The organism is Pseudomonas sp. EggHat1, from assembly GCF_014892995.1.
Classification (GTDB): domain Bacteria; phylum Pseudomonadota; class Gammaproteobacteria; order Pseudomonadales; family Pseudomonadaceae; genus Aquipseudomonas; species Aquipseudomonas chaetocerotis.
Genome location: NZ_JACKQK010000004.1, coordinates 249919 through 266770 on the forward strand (window position 1 = coordinate 249919; position 16852 = coordinate 266770).

Below are 16852 nucleotides of genomic sequence, written 5' to 3' on the forward strand. Positions count from 1 at the left end.
TACTTTTCAAAAAGAATGTTTGCATCGTAACGCATTCACCCTCAGGAGGCAGCTGCATGCCCGACTCCAATTTTCGTCCTGTTCTCGCCTTGTCCTTGTTGCTGACCATAGGCGCCTTGATGGGGCTGACCAGCATCCTGGTGAAACTGGCCGGCAACGTTGGCTGGCCAGCCATGGCCTACCTGCTCTGGAGCTTGCTGGGCGGCGGTCTGCTGCTGTTGCTGTTTACCTGGATACGCGGCGAGCGCCCTGGCACCCGTCCAGAATTGCTGGGTTATTACCTGGCCTCGGGACTGCTCAGCATCGCTGTGCCGAACGGCTTGCTGTTCAGCTCGATTGGCCATGTCGGCGCCGGCTTCGCCTCGATGTGCCTGGCCTTCCCGCCCCTGATCACCTACCTGCTGGCCCTGGCCTTGCGCATGGAAGGGTTGAGCCGCATTCGTCTGCTGGGCATCTGCATCGGCCTGGCCGGCAGCCTGTTGCTGGCCCTGGGCAAGCTCAATGCCGGCGACAGCCCCTTGCTGTGGGTGCTGGCGGCGCTCTGCGTGCCGGTGTTCCTGGCGCTCGGCAACATCTACCGAGCCCGCTATTGGCCGGCGGGTGCCAGCCCACTATCCCTGGCCCCCGGCATGCTGCTGGGCGGCGCACTGCTGCTGGTGCCGCTGGGCCTGTTCGGTGTCGACCTCGCACCCCGCCTGGAAAGTCCTGCGGCAGTCGGCCTACTGGCCTTGCAGATGCTGCTTTTCGCGGCGGTCTATGCGCTGTTCTTCGTCCTGCAGAACCTGGCCGGCACGGTATTTCTCAGCCAGATCGGCTCGGTGGCAGCGATCACTGGCGCGGCCATCGCCATCGGCCTGCTCGGCGAACAGGGCAGCTTATCGATGCTGCTGGCAGCGCTGTGCATCGTCGGCGGTGTGCTGCTGGTGGCCTGGCGCGGGGCGAAGGAGGCACAGGCATGAAGCGCCAGACCTTGCTGCTCATCGCCATCGTCCTGCTCGGCCTGAATCTGCGCCCGGTGCTGGCGGCCATCGGCCCGTTGCTCGACCGCATCCAGCTCGATAGCGGCCTGGATCATATTGGAGCCAGCCTGCTGACCAGCCTGCCGGTGGTGATCATGGGTCTCGGCGCCCTGGCCGCTGGCCTGCTGCGCCAGCGCCTCGGCGAGCGCAACGGGATTCTCTTCGGCGTACTGCTGATCGCCCTCGCCTGTCTGCTGCGCGGCGTGCTGCCGGATTCCAGCACCTTGATCGCCACCGCCTTGCTGGCTGGCGCCGGGATCGCCTTCGTCCAGGCACTGCTGCCGGGTTTGATCAAGTCACGCTTCGCCGCCGACAGTGGCCGCCTGATCGGTTTCTACAGTTGCGCGATCATGGGCGGCGCGGCCTTCGGTGCGGCGCTGACGCCCTGGCTGGCGCAGTCGATAGGCTGGTCGTGGGCGCTGGCGAGCTGGGCACTGCCCGCTCTGCTCGCTGCTGCGTTCTGGCGCCGCGCAGCACCTGCGCAGGCAGTCGCAACCTCGAGCGAGCTGCCACGCCTGGATGTCTGGCGCTCGCCGAGGGCCTGGCTGTTGATGAGCTTCTTCGGCATCGGCACCGCCGGCTACACCCTGGTGCTGGCATGGCTGCCGCCCTACTACACCTCGCTGGGTTGGAGCGCGCAGGCCAGCGGCCTGTTGCTGGCTGCGCTGACGCTCTGCGAAGTAGTCGCCGGCCTGCTGGCATCGAGCCTGCTGCCACGCTATCCGGATCGGCGCGTTTTGCTGGCGGTGGTCTTGCTGGCGCTGCTGGCCGGGCTGCTCGGCCTGATGATGGCACCGCTGCAACTGGTGGTGCCGATCTGCATGTTGCTGGGCATCGGCATCGGCGCGCTGTTCCCACTGTCGTTGGTGGTGGCCCAGGATCATCTGGATGATCCGCGCCAGACCGGCGACCTGCTGGCCTTCGTGCAGGGCGGCGGCTACCTGATCGCCGCCACGGCTCCATTCCTGGCCGGCCTGCTACGCCAGTACACCGACGACCTGCGCCTGAGCTGGCTGACCATGGCTGCCGCTACCGTTGTGTTGATGGCCATGGCGGCGCGCTTCGCCCCTGGCAGTGGGCGGTTCCAAACCCGCCCTATCCTTAGCCTGTAGGCCGGTTTCACGAGCGTAGCGAGTAGCCTGCGGAACCAAGCCAGGGCTGGCACCACGACGCCCCTGAGAACCCTGACGGCGTACTGCTTCGCGACGACTGCATGGATGCAGGAGGTAGAGCGACGCAGGAAGCCAAAGCCGAGTGCGCCCTACGGCGCTGCATCGCGAATCTCAACCAGCACGTAGGGCGGACTCAGGAGCGAAGCGAACAGTCCGCCATCATGCTTCGTGACTGCCCTGCACTCTCAGCCCAAAACGCAAGAACCCCGCCGAAGCGGGGTTCTCGAACGCAGCTAGCGAATCACTTCTTGCCCAGCTTCTTCAGCTCTTCGTCGCGCAGCTCGCGGCGCAGGATCTTGCCGACGTTGGTGGTCGGCAGCACGTCGCGGAACTCCACGGCCTTGGGCACCTTGTAGCCGGTGAGGTTGGCGCGCATGTGCTCCATCACCTGCTCCTTGGTCACGCTCTCGCCCGGCTTGACCACCACGAACACCTTGATCGCTTCGCCGGATTTTTCGTCCGGAATACCGATGGCGGCGCACTGCAGCACACCGGGCAGGGTCGCCAGCACGTCTTCCAGTTCGTTCGGGTAGACGTTGAAGCCGGACACCAGAATCATGTCCTTCTTGCGGTCGACGATGCGCAGATAGCCATCTTCCTGGATCAGACCGATGTCGCCGGTCTTCAACCAGCCTTCGGCATCGAGGATTTCGTCGGTGGCGTCCTGGCGCAGCCAGTAGCCCTTCATCACCTGCGGGCCCTTCACGCACAGCTCGCCGATCTCGCCGATGGCCAGTTCCTGACCATCGTCGTTGATGATCTTGCACAGGGTCGAGGGCACCGGAATACCAATGGTGCCGAGCTGGATGGCGCTGAACGGGTTGACCGTGGCCACCGGGCTGGTCTCGGTCATGCCGAAGCCTTCGCAGATGGCGCAGCCGGTGACGTCCTTCCAACGCTCCGCGGTTGCCAGTTGCAGGGCCATACCGCCGGAAACGGTGAGCTTCAGGCTGGAGAAGTCCAGCTTGCGGAAATCCTCGTTGTTGCACAGGGCGACAAACAGGGTGTTGAGGCCGACGAAACCGGTGAAGCGGTACTTGGCCAGGTCCTTGACCACCGCTGGCAGATCGCGCGGGTTGGTCAGCAGGATGTTGTGGCCACCGATCAGCATCATTGCCATGCAGTGAAAGGTGAACGCGTAGATGTGGTAAAGCGGCAGCGGCGCGATCAGCACCTCGCAGCCTTCATCGAGGTTGGCGCCCATCAGCGCCTTGACCTGCAGCATGTTGGCCACCAGGTTGCGATGGGTGAGCATCGCGCCCTTGGCCACGCCAGTGGTGCCGCCGGTGTACTGCAGCACGGCGACATCGCCATTGTTCGGATTGGCTTCGCTGAAGCTCTGGCCACGGCCCTTGGCCAGAGCATCGTTGAGTTTGACTGCCTTGGGCAGGTTGTAGGCCGGCACCATCTTCTTCACGTGCTTGATCACGGCATTGACCAGCAGACGCTTGAAGGTCGGCAACATGTCGCCGACTTCGGTGACGATCACCGTCTTCACGCCCGTCTTGGGCACGACCTGTTCGGCCAGGTGGGCCATGTTGGCCAGGCAGATCAGCGCCTTGGCGCCGGAGTCGTTGAACTGGTGTTCCAGCTCCCGCGCGGTGTACAGCGGGTTGGTGTTGACCACCACCAGGCCGGCGCGCATGGCACCGAATACCACGATGGGGTACTGCAGCACGTTGGGCAGTTGCACGGCGATACGGTCGCCGGGCTTGAGATCGGTGTGTTTCTGCAGGTAGGCCGCGAAGTCACCGGACAGCGTGTAGATCTCGCCGTAGGTGAGCGTCTTGCCCAGGTTGCTGAAAGCAGGCTTGTCGGCGAAGCGTTGGCAGGATTCTTTCAGTACCGCGAGGATGTTCGGGTACTGATCGGGATTGATTTCGGCAGCAACCCCAACGGGATACTTGTCCTTCCAGAAGTTTTCGGTCATGGAAGCCCACTCCTAAGCAACAGCTGATCTTCACCGCGCGAGGGCGGTTGTTTGTTGTGTGTATAGCTCGCTTTCCCGCTGACCCAGGGGCCCGGAAGCGCGCCGAGAGTAGCAGCTTTGCCAGAGGCCGACTAGCACCAAACATGGGCTAAAGAGTCGCAAAAGTGACCGAAAGAGACCGCGCAGTCACAGACGATCCTTATCTTCGTGAACCTGCGAAAAGCCTCTAGCTCGCATCTTGCAGCGCGTAGAGCCTAGCTCGTCTCTGCCGCTGATGCAGCACTGGGCTGCATGAAACACGCGAGGGTAGTTACTAAATCACAACAATTGCACTGCCCGACGGCAGTTGAGGCGGGAAAGCCCCTCCCCCAACAGTGGGGAGGGGCTTTGGGTCAGGCGATGTCGCGCAGCTCGCGACGAAGGATCTTGCCGACCGGGGTCATCGGCAGTGAGTCCTTGAACACGATGTGCTTGGGCACCTTGTAGCCGGTGAAATTTTCCTTGCAGTAGGCCTTGAGCTCCTCGACGGTAACGCCGCCGTCACGCGGCACCACGAACAGCTTGACCACCTCACCCGACTTGTCGTCCGGCACGCCGATGGCCGCGCAACTGGCGACTTTCGGGTGGGCCATGACCACGTCCTCGATCTCGTTGGGGTACACGTTGAAGCCGGAGACGATGATCATGTCCTTCTTGCGGTCGACGATACGCACGAAGCCGTCGGCGTCGATCACGGCAATGTCGCCGGTCTTGAACCAGCCTTCTGCGTCGAGCACTTCGGCGGTCGCTTCCTCACGCTGCCAGTAGCCCTTCATCACCTGCGGCCCCTTGATGCACAACTCGCCGCGCTCACCCAGCGGCATCTCGTTGCCGTCGTCGTCGATCACCTTGAACGCCGTGCCCGGTACCGGAATGCCGACAGTGCCCAGACGCGCCTTGTCGCCATAGGGGTTGGTACTGGCCACCGGCGAGGTTTCGGTCAGGCCGTAACCTTCGACCACGGTGCAGCCGGTCATCTGCTGCCAGCGCTCGGCAGTCGCCTTGACCAGCGCGGTACCGCCGGAGTTGGTGACCTTGAGGTTGGAGAAGTCGAGGTTCTTGAACTCGGGGTGATCCATCAGCGCGACGAACAGGGTGTTGAGGCCCAGCAGCGCGGAGAACTTCCACTTGCCCAGCTCCTTGATGAAGCCGGGGATGTCGCGTGGATTGGTGATCAGCACGTTCTGGTTGCCGTTGACCATCATGCACATGCAATTCGCGGTGAAGGCATAGATATGGTACAGCGGCAGCGGCGCGATCATGATCTCCTGACCCTGCTTCATCAGCGGCGTGCCGTCTTCACCGAGCTGCGCCAGGCAGGCGTCCACCTGCAGCATGTTGGCCACCAGGTTGCCGTGGGTGAGCATGGCGCCCTTGGCCACGCCGGTGGTGCCGCCGGTGTATTGCAGCACGGCGATGTCGTCATGACCGACCTTGACCGGCGTCAGCGTCTGGCCGTGGCCCTGCTTGAGCACCTGCTTGAAGGCAATGGCCTGGGGCAGATGGTAGTCGGGCACCATCTTCTTGACCTTCTTCACCACGGTGTTGACCAGCCAGCCCTTGAGGCTCGGCAACATGTCGCCCATCCTGGCTTCGATCAGGTACTCGATCTCGGTATCGGGCAGCACCTCCTGAACCAGCTTGCCGAACATGTTCAGGTACACCAGCGCACGCACCCCGGCATCCTTGAACTGGTGGCGCATCTCGCGCGCGGTGTACAGCGGGTTGGTGTTGACCACGATCAGCCCGGCGCGCATGGCGCCGAACACGGCGATCGGATACTGCAGCACGTTGGGCATCTGCACCGCGATACGATCGCCTGGCTTGAGGTCGGTGTGCTTTTGCAGGTAGGCGGCGAAGGTCGCGGAGAGACGATCCAGCTCGGCATAGGTCAGCGTGACGCCGAGGTTGCTGAAGGCCGGACGGTCGGCGAAACGTTTGCATGAGCGCTCGAATACTTCGATCACCGACTTGTAGCTGGACAGGTCGATATCGTTGGGCACGCCGGGAGCGCGCTTGTCGTTCCAGAAATCAGGTTGCATTGTTCTTGTCCTCTTCCCCTGAAGTGATCTGGCCCGCGGTGCGGGACTGCCCGGAAAGTAGCAGTTCAGAGCGGCGCCGCAAATAGCTCGAAGGCGTCATTGATGGGCTGAATTTCGCAATAAATGCAGTGATTCGTAACCGATCTTTGCGGCTCGCCGGAAATTCGGCTGTGCTTTGCGTGAGGACGGCCAAGGTGCACAATGCCGCCAACTTCCGGCACAAGGATTCGCCATGCGCCACGACGCCTTCGTTATCAACGCCAGCGATGGCACGCCATTGCAGGTCARTCACTGGTACGGCGACCAGCCGCCACGCGCGGCGGTCATGCTCGCCCATGGCATGGCCGAGCACAGCCTGCGCTACGTACGCCTGGCCGAAGCCCTGGTAGCGGCGGGCTTCGCGCTCTACGCGCTGGACCAGCGCGGCCATGGTGCCACCGCAGAACGCGGCACCCTTGGCCACTACGCTGATGAAGACGGCTGGAGCAAGGTGGTCGGCGACCTGTCCACCCTCAACCATCACATTCGCCAGCAGCATCCGCATACGCCGATCTTCCTGTTCGGCCACAGCATGGGCAGCTACATCGGCATGGCCTATCTGCTGGGCCATAGCTGCAGCCTGCAGGGCGCCGTGCTGTCCGGCTCCAATTACCAGCCCGTGGCGCTGTACAAGGCCGCCAGGCTGATCGCCGGCTTCGAGCGCTGGCGCCTGGGCCCCAAGGGGCGCAGCAAGGTCATCGATTTTCTCTCCTTCGGCTCGTTCAACAAGGCTTTCAAGCCCAACCGCACGGCCTTCGACTGGCTCAGCCGCGACCCGGCGGAAGTGGACAAATACGTGACCGACCCGCTGTGCGGCTTCGTCTGCACCACGCAGTTGTGGTGCGACCTGCTCGATGGCCTGCAGCGCATCACCCCGACCAGCAACCTGGCGCAGATCGATGCCGACCTGCCGCTGCTGGTCATTGGCGGCTCGCGCGACCCGGTCAGCGACGGCAAGCGCCTGGGTGATCTGGCTGGCGCCCTGCGCGAGGCCGGCGTGCGCGACGTGCAACTGAAGATTTATCCCGAGGCCCGTCACGAGCTGCTCAACGAGAGCAATCGCAACGAGGTCACCGCCCACCTGATCGACTGGCTGCAGCAGGCGCTGAGCCAGGGTCGAAGCCCAATCAAGGAGTGCCCATGACACAGGTCACCAATATCCCTTACGAAGCCCTCAGCGTCGGCCAGCAAGCGGCCTTCGAGAAAACCGTGGAAGAGCGCGATGTGCAGCTGTTCGCCGCCGTCTCCGGCGACAACAACCCGGTACATCTGGACGCAGCCTTCGCCGCCGAGACGATGTTCAAGGAGCGCATCGCCCACGGCATGTTCACCGGCGCACTGATCAGCGCCGCCATCGCCTGCCGCCTGCCCGGCCCGGGCACCATCTACCTCGGCCAGCAGCTCAAGTTCACCCGCCCGGTGAAGCTCGGCGACACCCTGACCGTGAAGCTGGAAGTGCTGGAAAAACTGCCGAAGAACCGCGTGCGCATCGCCACCCGCGTGTACAACCAGGACGGCAAGCAAGTGGTCGACGGCGAAGCCGAGGTGCTCGCCCCGGCGAGCGAGCAGACCGTGACCATGCCGCCGATGCCGCAGGTCACCGTCAACTGATGCGCTGCAAGCTGGTGCGCGACAGCAGCGTCGCGCACCACTTTTGTTCTACACTCACAAATCTTGAGCGATCCTTCGCTTTATTAGTGCGTTTCTTTGTGCATTTCGCACAAAACCCTTTGACCACCTTGCCAAGCGGCCTGCTGCGCTGATTTCTGGCACGTCCCCTGCTTTCACCAAGGCTTCACCATCCATACCGGAGCCAGGTCCATGAGCAACGTCACCCCCGATAGCGATTACCCCCTGAGCGAGGTGCCCAACGGCGCGCGCAAGGGGCTGTTCTCCACCGCCATCCTGTTGTTCGGTTTCACCTTCTTCACCGCCACCATGTTCGCCGGCGGCAAGATCGGCATGGCCTTCGACTTCACCACCCTGCTCTGGGCTGCGGTGATCGGTAACCTGCTGCTCGGCCTGTATGCCGCCGTGCTGGGCCTGATCGCCTGCCGCAGCGGGCTGAATTCGGTGCTGATGGGGCGCTTCTGCTTTGGCGAAGTGGGCAGCAAGCTGTCCGACATGCTTCTCGGCTTCACCCAGATCGGCTGGTACGCCTGGGGCACGGCGACCATCGCCATCGTGCTGGTGAAGATTCTCGGCCTGCCCGAAAGCCTGACCATCCCACTGATGGTGCTGTTCGGCTTCGGTTTCTGCCTCACCGCCTTCGTCGGCTACAAGGGCCTCGACCTGCTCTCGCGCGTTGCCGTGCCGGCCATGCTGGTGCTGCTGGTGGCTTCGCTGTGGATCGCCACCCGTGATATCGGCGGCCTCGCCGGCCTGCTGGCGGTGGAACCGTCCGAGAGTATGAGCCTGAGCGTGGCCATTACCCTGGTGTTCGGCACCTTCGTCAGTGGCGCCACCCAGGCCACCAACTGGACACGCTTCGCCAAGAGCGGCCGCGTCGCGGTGCTGGCCAGCCTGTTCGGCTTCTTCATCGGCAATGGCCTGATGATCGTCGCCGGTGCCTATGGCGCCATCGTCTATCAACAACCGGACGTGGTCGAGGTGCTGGTGCTGCAGGGCCTGTCCATGGCTGCCGTGATCATGCTGTTCCTCAACCTGTGGACCACCCAGGACAACACCATCTACAACTTCGCCGCCGCCGGCTGCAACCTGCTGCGCACCGGCAAGCGCAAGACTGTCACCCTGGCCGGCGCGGCCATCGGCACGCTGCTGGCCATCGGCGGCATGTACGAGATGCTGATTCCCTTCCTGATCCTGCTCGGCTCGATCATCCCGCCGATTGGCGGCGTGATCATGGCCGACTTCTTCTACGGCCACCGCGCGCGCTACCCGAAACTGGCCGATGTGCGCCTGCCCGCATTCAACTGGGTCGGCCTGGGCGCCTATCTGATCGGTGCGCTGAGCGCCTACTTCTCGCCCTGGGTCGCGCCGCTGGTAGGCATCGCCGTGGCTGCCCTGGCCTACGTCGTGCTGTTCGAGGCGAACAAGGCCCTGGCCGGCCGCCAGCAGGTCGCTGGCGCGTGAGCCTGACCGTCGCCGATGTGCTCGCCCTGCCCGGCTTGGGCAGCATGCATCTGCGTGCTGGCCAGGTCGGGCGCGACAATGCCGTGCGCTGGCCCTACGTGGCCGAGAACGAAGGCATCGCCGACTGGGTGATGGGCGGCGAGCTGATCTTCGTCACCGGCATCAACCACCCGCGCGACGAGGCCAACCTGCTGCGCCTGGTGCGTGAGGGCCATGAGCGTGTGGTCGCCGGCCTGGTCATTCTTACCGGCGCCGAGTTCATCCACGCCATCCCGCCAAGCGTCATCGCAGAGGCCGAGCGCCTGAACCTGCCGCTGATCGAGCAGCCCTACGCGCTGAAGATGGTGGTCGTCACCCAGGCCATCGGCACCGCCCTGGTGCAGGCGCAGCAGCTCGGCCGCTCGCGCCAGCATGTGCTGGAACAGGTGCTCGACGGCGATTACCAATCGCTCGACGTATTGCTGCAACGCGGCGACAGCCTCGGCCTGGCGCTGCACGTACCGCGTCAGGTGGCGCTGCTGCGTCTCGACGGCAGCGAGCAACTGTTCGGCGACCTGCCCGACGAAGACGCCGAGCGCCAGCTGCAGAGCCGCCAGCAACTGCTGCAACGGCGCCTGGAACAGTGCCTCGGCGAACTCGGTGACGCGCTGCCGCTGGTCAGCCAGGGCCGTCACTGGATCGCCCTGCTACCCTGCCCCGACGGCCAGGCCGAAGCCCGCAACCGCCAGGCCATGACCGCGCTGCTCGACGAACTGCGACCGCAACTCGGCCCGCTGCGGCTGTTCCTCGGTCTGGGCAGCACCGGTTGCGAGGCGCCGCGTTTCGCCCAGGGCCTGGGGGAGGCGCGCCAGGCCCTGGCCGTGGCGCAGCGTTTCCCAGAGCGCCTGGGCCTGTGCAGTTTCAATGAGCTGGGCGTACTGGAGCTGCTCGGCGCGATTCGCGACCGCAGCCTGCTCGATCGCTTCGTCGAGCGCGTGGTCGGCCCGCTGGTCGGCGACGATTCGCGCCACCAACCCGTGCTGATGCCGACGCTGGAAGCCTGGTTCGCCGAGAACGGCAACCTGGCCCTGGCCGCACAGCGCCTGAACGTTCACCGCAATACCCTGAGCTACCGTCTACAGCGCATTGAAGCGCTGACCGGCTGCTCGTTCGAAGACCCGCACGACCGCCTGAACATCAGCGTTGCGCTGTTGATCCGGCGCCTGTCGTCGCCTGCCTGAGAGGAAACCTGATGATCATCCACAATGCCCGCCTGCGCGGCCGCGACGGCCTGCACCGCATCACTCTGGACGGCGAGCGCATCGCCGCTATCGACGTCCAACATACGCTGCACTCCATCGCCGAAGGCGATCTGGACGCTGCCGGCAATCTCGTCGTGCCGCCCTTCGTCGAGCCGCACATCCACCTCGACGCCACCCTCACTGCCGGCGAGCCGGCCTGGAACATGAGCGGCACGCTGTTCGAGGGCATCGAGCGGTGGGCCGAGCGCAAGGCGCTGGTCACCCATGAAGACACCAAGACCCGCGCCAGGAAGACCATCGACATGCTGGTCGACCACGGCATCCAGCACGTGCGCACCCACGTCGACGTCACCGACCCGACCCTGGCCGCGCTCAAGGCCATGCTCGAAGTACGCGAGGAAACCCGCCACCTGATCGACCTGCAGATCGTCGCCTTCCCGCAGGAGGGCATCGAGTCCTACGCTGGTGGCCGTGCGCTGATGGAGCAGGCCATCGAGCTGGGCGCCGACGTGGTCGGCGGCATCCCGCACTTCGAGAACACCCGCGACCAGGGCGTATCGTCGATCAAGTTTCTGATGGATCTGGCCGAACGCACCGGCTGCCTGGTGGACGTGCACTGCGACGAAACCGACGACCCGCAGTCGCGCTTTCTCGAGGTACTGGCCGAGGAAGCCCGCGTGCGTGGCATGGGCGCGCGCGTCACCGCCAGCCACACCACGGCCATGGGCTCCTATGACAACGCCTACTGCTCCAAGCTGTTCCGCCTGCTGAAGATGAGCGGCATCAGCTTCATCTCCTGCCCCACCGAGAGCATTCACCTGCAGGGCCGCTTCGACACCTACCCGAAACGCCGTGGCCTGACCCGCGTGGCCGAGATCGACCGCGCCGGGATGAACGTCTGCTTCGGCCAGGACTCCATCGTCGACCCCTGGTATCCGCTGGGCAACGGCAACATCCTGCGCATCCTCGAAGCCGGCCTGCACATCTGCCACATGCTTGGCTACGAAGACCTCAAGCGCAGCCTGGACCTGATCACCGACAACTCGGCCCGGGCGCTGGCACTCGGCGAGCGTTATGGATTGGAAGTGGGTCGACCGGCCAACCTGCTGATCCTCTCGGCGCCTGATGATTACGAGATGGTGCGCAGCCAGGGCCATGCGCTGGTGTCGGTGCGCCACGGCAAGGTGCTGATGCGCCGCACGCCGGCCAGCATCGAGCGCGCCTGATCACCTTCATTTGGTCGTAGGGTGGATGACGCTTCTTTCATCCACCATCACGTCAGTCCAAGCGGTGGACAAGCTTCGCGTTGTCCACCCTACGCACTTTACAGGTTGTCGCGGCTAAAGCCCCTCCCACAGTATCGAAAACGCGCTAGTCCACCCGCACGCTGGCGGTCATGCCGGCGCTCAGCAGCAAACCCTCGGGCACCTCGTCCAGTTTGATGCGCACCGGAATGCGCTGCGCCAGGCGCACCCAGTTGAAGGTCGGCTCGACATCGGCCAGCAACTGCCCGTCCGGGCTGGCATTGCGGTCGGTGATGCCGCGACTGATGCTCTCCACCTGGCCGCGAAGCTGCTGATCACCGCCCATCAGCCAGACCTCCACCGGCGCACCGACCTGAATGCGCGGCAGCTTGGTTTCCTCGAAATACGCCTGCACGTAGAACGATTGGGTGTCCACCAGCGCCATCACTGCCTGCCCGGCATTCACGTAGTTGCCCTGGGCCAGCACCAGGTTGGTGATCTGCCCATCGCGCGGGGCATGCACTTCGCTGCGCGCCAGATTCAGCTCGGCCACGCGCAGGTCGGCCTGCGCTTCGCGGTATTCGCTGCGCGCCATCTCGGCATTGATCTGCGCATTCTCCAGCAGTTCGGCACTGATCGCCTGGGCGCCCAGGCGGGAGCGGCGCGAAGCCTCATGCTCGCGCAGGCTCAATTGCTGGCGACGAATATCCACCACCGCCCTGGCCTTCTCCACTGCCGCCTGATAGCGGTCGCGGTCGATGCTCATCAGCAGGTCGCCCGCCTTGACCTGCTGGTTGTCACGTACCTTGAGCTCGACCACCCAGCCGGACACGTCCGGGGCGATGGTCACCACGTCGGCACGCACCCGGGCGTCGCGCGTCCAGGGCGAATACATATAGTGCTGCCAGATCCAGGAGCCGGCGAAGATCGCCGCCGCCACCATGGCCAGGGTGATGCCGACTCGTATGGTCGAACGCATGCTTTCTTCTCCTCAATGCGCCAGGACGACCATCACGGCCGCCAGCACGCAGACATACAAGGCACAATCGAACAGGGCTTCGTGCCAGATCCAGCGCGACAGCCCGATGCGCTGCAGCCCCAGGCGCAACACGCCGGTCAACAGCAGCGCCAATAGCGCGTAGGCCGCCATCGGGCTCAGCAAAACGCCGCCCAGCGACCATTCATGCAAGCCCATTAGCCCCTCCTCGTAGTTGGCACCAGTGGCGCCAGCCGCTCTGCAGCTGCAACAGCGCCGCCTCGGCCAGGCGCTTGTCGATGCTGGGCGCGCAGGCGCGCAGGGACTCCTGCAGTTCGGCCACCGCTGCATTCAGATCGTCTTCACGGCCCTGCGCGGGGCCTCGTTCCAGCGCCTCATCGAGGTGTTCCAGGAAACGCTGCTGCGACCGTGCCAGGTCGGCATCGGCGTTGGCCAGGCACTTGCGCAGGTGCAGCAACTCGTCGCCCAGATCGAGGCCAGCCACGCCATCGTCCCAGCGGCTGCGCGCTTGATCCGGCCGCGCAGGGTAATGCCGCGCCAGCTGCAACAGACGGTCGGCCATACGTCCGCCGAACCAGTTTTCGGCGCGCCCCAGATCGCGCCGGGTCAGCCGCCCAAGATCGGTCAGGATCGCCCGCATCAGGCGGCGGCCATGCCAGACCGGATTACGCAGCACCACCAGTTTGAAGGCCATCACCGCGCAGCCCACGCCTATCAGCATGCCGGGGGCTTCGTTGAGGAAGAACTCGACGTTGTAGCCGACACCCGGCGCCGGCAGGCAGAGCACGATGAAGTGCAGGCAGAACGAGGTGGAGGTGGCGGCCGTCGCCGGCTTGGCCATGCCCAGCACACCGAAGAACAGCGGCACGCCCAGCACCATGCAGAGCATCACGAAGCCATCGATCTGCGGCATCAGAATCTGCCCGACGAAGAACGCCACTGGCAGCGCGTAGAAGATGCCGCGCAGGAACATCATGCCGATCTGCGGCGCGGCCTCGAGGCGGGCAAACAGGCTGCAGACCACGCAGGCCAGCAGCAGCGCGCCGGTGGCGTGGGTCCAGCCAGTGGCCAGCCAGAACGCCGCCAGGGTCAGGAAGGTCAACGCGCTGCGCGAGCCATAGACCAGCGCGGCCTGCCAATCGTAGTGCCAGGACAAGGCGCGTGGTGCATCGGCCGGTGCCCTGCCCTCCTCGACCGCGCGCAAGGCACGACTGGCATCCTCTACACGCAGCAGCAGCACCATCAGCCGCTCCAGGCACAGCTGCTGGCCACTGCTCAGTTCTTCGTCCTGCGCTGTCTGGCGCAGTTGCTCGACCAGTTCCAGCAAGCCTGATGGCTGCTCCTGCTGCAGGCGCTCATCCACCATTTGCAGCCAGGGCGCAACGACCTGCGCTTCGGCGCTGCTCAGCTGTCGCCACTGCCGCATCACGCCACGGGCCAGACGCAACATGCCGAGCAGATCGCGACTCAGCACCCGCAGCGCCACGGCACGCTGGCGACCGCGTGCACCCTCGAACCAGGCGTGCTCCCGCTGGGCATCCACGGCGACGATGCGCGCCAGCACTTCCAGCAAGCCTTGCCGCGAGTCGGCCTCACCAGCCAGCGCCTGGCGCGACGCCGCAACGCCGGCCTGCCAGGCGTTGCGCGCCTGCTGCGCCAGTTGCCGTTCGACGCGCTGCGGCCAGAGCAAGGCGCTGCTCAGGGTCGCGCAGATGATGCCCAGGCAGATTTCCGTGCAGCGGGCGATGGCCTCATCGAACACCACATGCGGCTTGCCAATGGCCGGCAAGGCGATGATCGCCACGGTGTAGCCGGCCAGCACGAAGGCGTAGGACCAGGCGCTACGCAGCATGGTCGAGGATGCCGTACACAGCGCCAACCACAAGGCGAATGCCAGCACGAACAACAACGGCGCCTGGGCGAACAGCCCCATCATCACCACGGCCATGAAGGTACCGACCAGCGTGCCGAGCAGCCGCGCCAGGCCCTTCTGCACCACCATGCCGGATAGCGGCTGGGCGACGATGAAGGCGGTCATCAGCGCCCATTGCGGCTGTTCCAGACCGAAACGCAGCGCGCACCACAACGCCAGACCGCCGCCGAGCAGGGTCTTGATGGCGAATTGAACGGCTTGCGAGCTTGGCGCCAGAAACGCCAGCAAGGAATCACGCACGATGGCTACCTGAAAGAATCTCAGCTCTGAACATAGCTGTAGCGATTGAGTTGCGCTTCCGTGCGAAATTCAATTATTAGCTAGCTAAGCATTTATGTCCAGAAGGTGCCGCGATCTCAGGCTGGCAGCGCGCAAATAAAAAAAGGGCGACCGAAGTCGCCCGAATTGCCTTGCGTGCCCTGTGAACCGGAAGGATCAGCTCTGCTTGCGCTTGTGCGCATCCTTCCAGATGAAGTAACCAACACCCCCGAAGAACGCGACCATCAGAAGTACGGTGCCGATGCCGGCGAGAACCACTGTATCGACGAACATGGCTGCCTCCTGTTGTGCCTGTCTGTCTGGGATGGCTTCACGTTATCAGCGCTGGCGGCAGGAAAATTGACCTGGGTCAATGGCTGACGAGCAGGCGCGCCCGGGCCTGGGGGAATACTGACCCAGGTCAAGAAATCGAGGAGGTACGAGGCGCGAAGCACAGCCTGGCAGCCGTGCACAACGATTTAAAGGAGGGGATCAGCGTTTCTTGGGTTTGCTCTTGGACTTCTTTTTCGCCTTGCCAATCGGCAATACCTGCTCGAAGACCTGGCGCATCTCGTTGAGGCGCTTGTCGTTGAGGTCGTGGATACGCTTGTCGCGCTCGGCGGCGAAATCGATCAGCTTGTCGTCATGGCTCATAGCGGAAACCGAATCAGGCGAAAGGTCAGGTTCAGGCGTGGCGCGCAGGCTTGGCGCGTCTTCGCCACTTGATGTTGCCAATGATGCTGGGTCGGCCCGCGCATGACCAGTAGCGAAGCATGCTCCAGCGTCAGCGAGTGCTCGATACGCGTGCTGCCAACCCGGCGAAGATCGAAGCGCCGACTGCCACCCAGGTTGAGCGAGGCGATCAATGGATTGCGCCCCAGCTCCGGCTCGGCATCGCTGTGCCAGCCCATGGAGTCCTGGCCGTCGCGGTAATGATTGAGCAGCACCGCATTGAGCGGTTGTCCGACGGTCTTCATGACCCGTTGGCGAATATCTTCCAGCAAGGGCGTCCAGGGCAAGGGCTCGTGGATAGTCCCGGAATAGCGATAGCGCGCCTCGGGGTCGCCGTACCAGGCCGTCAGCCGTGGCGTGCGGTGATAGCGACCGTGAATGAACAACTCGGGCTGCTGCCAAGGCGTTCGCTCGACCAGCGCGTGCAGCCAGCTGTCGGCAAGAGCGGCGTCGACCCAGCCGGGTAGATAATCCAGCTCGGCATCGGCAAGTGCGGGCAAGGGGTCGGCGAACAGCATGACAACACTCCGGAGCTTAATACCTAGCAAAAGCTAAAAGTCTCGCGAGCTAGAGCCATGCAAGGCGCAACGACCAACGGAAGTAACAGCCGAAGGCTGGCCCGAAGGGTGAGCGCCAGCGAATCAAACTGGCGAGGAACGGCCGGGGTCGCGCTCGACTGTACTTTTGTACATGAGCATTACTCGCCAGCTTTTAACGCAGCAGGGCCGACGCGCAGCAGACTTTTAATCAGACTTCAACGTCTACCCACAGCCCTTGCCGGGGCAGATCACCAAGTGCCTGCTCCACCTCTTCCGGCTCGGCCTCGGCCAACTGTTCAGGGGTGTAGCCACGCCGCTGGCGGCGGCGCTGTTCTTCGCGCAGCAGCTCCTCGGTTTCCTGCGGGTGGCGCTTGTCGAGGCTCAGCGCACTTTCCTTGGCGCTGCTCTCGGCCGGGGTCACCGGAGGAATCTCGGGCTTGGGCTTGATCACGTCCTGCGTGGCAGTGACCGGCACCAGGCTATGGGGGATAGGCGGTAGCACGTTGCAGCACCTCCTTTGGTCAGGCTGTCGGCCCCGTTAGCCGCGACTTTAGCCGGCGCTCGCTACACTTTT

The 16852-nt window shown here is 64.3% G+C and carries 16 protein-coding genes; 7 read left to right on the top strand and 9 right to left on the bottom strand.

The window, feature by feature from the left end:
* Positions 1 to 56 precede the first annotated feature (56 nt).
* Positions 57 to 959: a DMT family transporter gene (locus INS93_RS09490; protein ID WP_192981259.1), complete on the top strand. Its 903-nt coding sequence runs from the start codon at positions 57 to 59 to the stop codon at positions 957 to 959.
* Positions 956 to 2131, top strand: a complete 1176-nt coding sequence (locus INS93_RS09495) for a cyanate transporter (protein ID WP_192981261.1) — start codon at positions 956 to 958, stop codon at positions 2129 to 2131. Before INS93_RS09490 ends, INS93_RS09495 begins: the two co-directional genes overlap by 4 nt.
* A 301-nt stretch (positions 2132 to 2432) precedes the next feature.
* On the opposite strand, the gene fadD1 is transcribed toward INS93_RS09495, so the two are convergent.
* Both fadD1 and fadD2 read right to left on the bottom strand, forming a co-directional pair.
* Positions 2433 to 4121 (bottom strand): long-chain-fatty-acid--CoA ligase FadD1, encoded by a 1689-nt coding sequence (gene fadD1, locus INS93_RS09500; protein ID WP_192981263.1) that lies wholly within the window; start codon positions 4119 to 4121, stop codon positions 2433 to 2435.
* 392 nt (positions 4122 to 4513) lie between these two features.
* Positions 4514 to 6202: a long-chain-fatty-acid--CoA ligase FadD2 gene (fadD2, locus tag INS93_RS09505; protein WP_160020468.1), complete on the bottom strand. Its 1689-nt coding sequence runs from the start codon at positions 6200 to 6202 to the stop codon at positions 4514 to 4516.
* A gap of 232 nt (positions 6203 to 6434) precedes the next feature.
* Between fadD2 and INS93_RS09510 the strand changes: the two genes are divergently transcribed.
* The 5 genes from INS93_RS09510 to codA all read left to right on the top strand — a co-directional run bounded on the left by INS93_RS09510 (position 6435) and on the right by codA (position 11801).
* Positions 6435 to 7385: an alpha/beta hydrolase gene (locus INS93_RS09510; protein ID WP_192981265.1), complete on the top strand. Its 951-nt coding sequence runs from the start codon at positions 6435 to 6437 to the stop codon at positions 7383 to 7385.
* Complete coding sequence (locus tag INS93_RS09515; protein WP_021488478.1) at positions 7382 to 7852, top strand: MaoC family dehydratase; 471 nt, start codon at positions 7382 to 7384, stop codon at positions 7850 to 7852. The genes INS93_RS09510 and INS93_RS09515 overlap by 4 nt, the downstream gene beginning before the upstream one ends.
* A 210-nt stretch (positions 7853 to 8062) precedes the next feature.
* Complete coding sequence (gene codB, locus INS93_RS09520; RefSeq protein ID WP_192981267.1) at positions 8063 to 9334, top strand: cytosine permease; 1272 nt, start codon at positions 8063 to 8065, stop codon at positions 9332 to 9334.
* Positions 9331 to 10554 carry a PucR family transcriptional regulator ligand-binding domain-containing protein gene (locus INS93_RS09525; RefSeq protein WP_192981269.1) on the top strand — a complete coding sequence of 408 codons (1224 nt, stop codon included), beginning with the start codon at positions 9331 to 9333 and terminating at the stop codon, positions 10552 to 10554. The genes codB and INS93_RS09525 overlap by 4 nt, the downstream gene beginning before the upstream one ends.
* 11 nt (positions 10555 to 10565) lie before the next feature.
* Positions 10566 to 11801 (top strand): cytosine deaminase, encoded by a 1236-nt coding sequence (gene codA, locus INS93_RS09530; RefSeq protein WP_192981271.1) that lies wholly within the window; start codon positions 10566 to 10568, stop codon positions 11799 to 11801.
* Positions 11802 to 11946: 145 nt separating this feature from the next.
* On the opposite strand, the gene INS93_RS09535 is transcribed toward codA, so the two are convergent.
* The 7 genes from INS93_RS09535 to INS93_RS09560 all read right to left on the bottom strand — a co-directional run bounded on the left by INS93_RS09535 (position 11947) and on the right by INS93_RS09560 (position 16780).
* The gene (locus tag INS93_RS09535) at positions 11947 to 12798 is read right to left on the bottom strand and encodes an HlyD family secretion protein (protein WP_192981272.1); all 852 of its coding nucleotides are present in this window, start codon (positions 12796 to 12798) and stop codon (positions 11947 to 11949) included.
* Between the two features lie 12 nt (positions 12799 to 12810).
* Complete coding sequence (locus tag INS93_RS09540) at positions 12811 to 13014, bottom strand: DUF1656 domain-containing protein (protein WP_192981273.1); 204 nt, start codon at positions 13012 to 13014, stop codon at positions 12811 to 12813.
* The gene (locus INS93_RS09545; protein ID WP_192981274.1) at positions 13001 to 14989 is read right to left on the bottom strand and encodes an FUSC family protein; all 1989 of its coding nucleotides are present in this window, start codon (positions 14987 to 14989) and stop codon (positions 13001 to 13003) included. Before INS93_RS09545 ends, INS93_RS09540 begins: the two co-directional genes overlap by 14 nt.
* A gap of 195 nt (positions 14990 to 15184) precedes the next feature.
* Positions 15185 to 15301 carry a cytochrome c oxidase subunit CcoM gene (gene ccoM / locus INS93_RS24875; RefSeq protein WP_280522799.1) on the bottom strand — a complete coding sequence of 39 codons (117 nt, stop codon included), beginning with the start codon at positions 15299 to 15301 and terminating at the stop codon, positions 15185 to 15187.
* A 198-nt stretch (positions 15302 to 15499) separates the two neighbouring features.
* Positions 15500 to 15661: a hypothetical protein gene (locus INS93_RS09550; RefSeq protein WP_093049229.1), complete on the bottom strand. Its 162-nt coding sequence runs from the start codon at positions 15659 to 15661 to the stop codon at positions 15500 to 15502.
* Positions 15658 to 16257: an alpha-ketoglutarate-dependent dioxygenase AlkB family protein gene (locus INS93_RS09555; RefSeq protein ID WP_192981275.1), complete on the bottom strand. Its 600-nt coding sequence runs from the start codon at positions 16255 to 16257 to the stop codon at positions 15658 to 15660. Before INS93_RS09555 ends, INS93_RS09550 begins: the two co-directional genes overlap by 4 nt.
* A 229-nt stretch (positions 16258 to 16486) precedes the next feature.
* Positions 16487 to 16780, bottom strand: a complete 294-nt coding sequence (locus INS93_RS09560; protein ID WP_143511228.1) for an aspartate-semialdehyde dehydrogenase — start codon at positions 16778 to 16780, stop codon at positions 16487 to 16489.
* Between the last annotated feature and the right edge of the window lie 72 nt (positions 16781 to 16852).

Bases quoted from the DNA above. Each gene is read 5' to 3' on its own strand.
- codA (WP_192981271.1), top strand. From the start codon at position 10,566: ATGATCATCCACAATGCCCGCCTGCGCGGCCGCGACGGCCTGCACCGC.
- INS93_RS09535 (WP_192981272.1), bottom strand. From the start codon at position 12,798: ATGCGTTCGACCATACGAGTCGGCATCACCCTGGCCATGGTGGCGGCG.
- INS93_RS09490 (WP_192981259.1), top strand. From the start codon at position 57: ATGCCCGACTCCAATTTTCGTCCTGTTCTCGCCTTGTCCTTGTTGCTG.
- fadD1 (WP_192981263.1), bottom strand. From the start codon at position 4,121: ATGACCGAAAACTTCTGGAAGGACAAGTATCCCGTTGGGGTTGCTGCC.
- INS93_RS09550 (WP_093049229.1), bottom strand. From the start codon at position 15,661: ATGAGCCATGACGACAAGCTGATCGATTTCGCCGCCGAGCGCGACAAG.
- INS93_RS09540 (WP_192981273.1), bottom strand. From the start codon at position 13,014: ATGGGCTTGCATGAATGGTCGCTGGGCGGCGTTTTGCTGAGCCCGATG.
- codB (WP_192981267.1), top strand. From the start codon at position 8,063: ATGAGCAACGTCACCCCCGATAGCGATTACCCCCTGAGCGAGGTGCCC.
- fadD2 (WP_160020468.1), bottom strand. From the start codon at position 6,202: ATGCAACCTGATTTCTGGAACGACAAGCGCGCTCCCGGCGTGCCCAAC.
- ccoM (WP_280522799.1), bottom strand. From the start codon at position 15,301: ATGTTCGTCGATACAGTGGTTCTCGCCGGCATCGGCACCGTACTTCTG.
- INS93_RS09515 (WP_021488478.1), top strand. From the start codon at position 7,382: ATGACACAGGTCACCAATATCCCTTACGAAGCCCTCAGCGTCGGCCAG.
- INS93_RS09555 (WP_192981275.1), bottom strand. From the start codon at position 16,257: ATGCTGTTCGCCGACCCCTTGCCCGCACTTGCCGATGCCGAGCTGGAT.
- INS93_RS09495 (WP_192981261.1), top strand. From the start codon at position 956: ATGAAGCGCCAGACCTTGCTGCTCATCGCCATCGTCCTGCTCGGCCTG.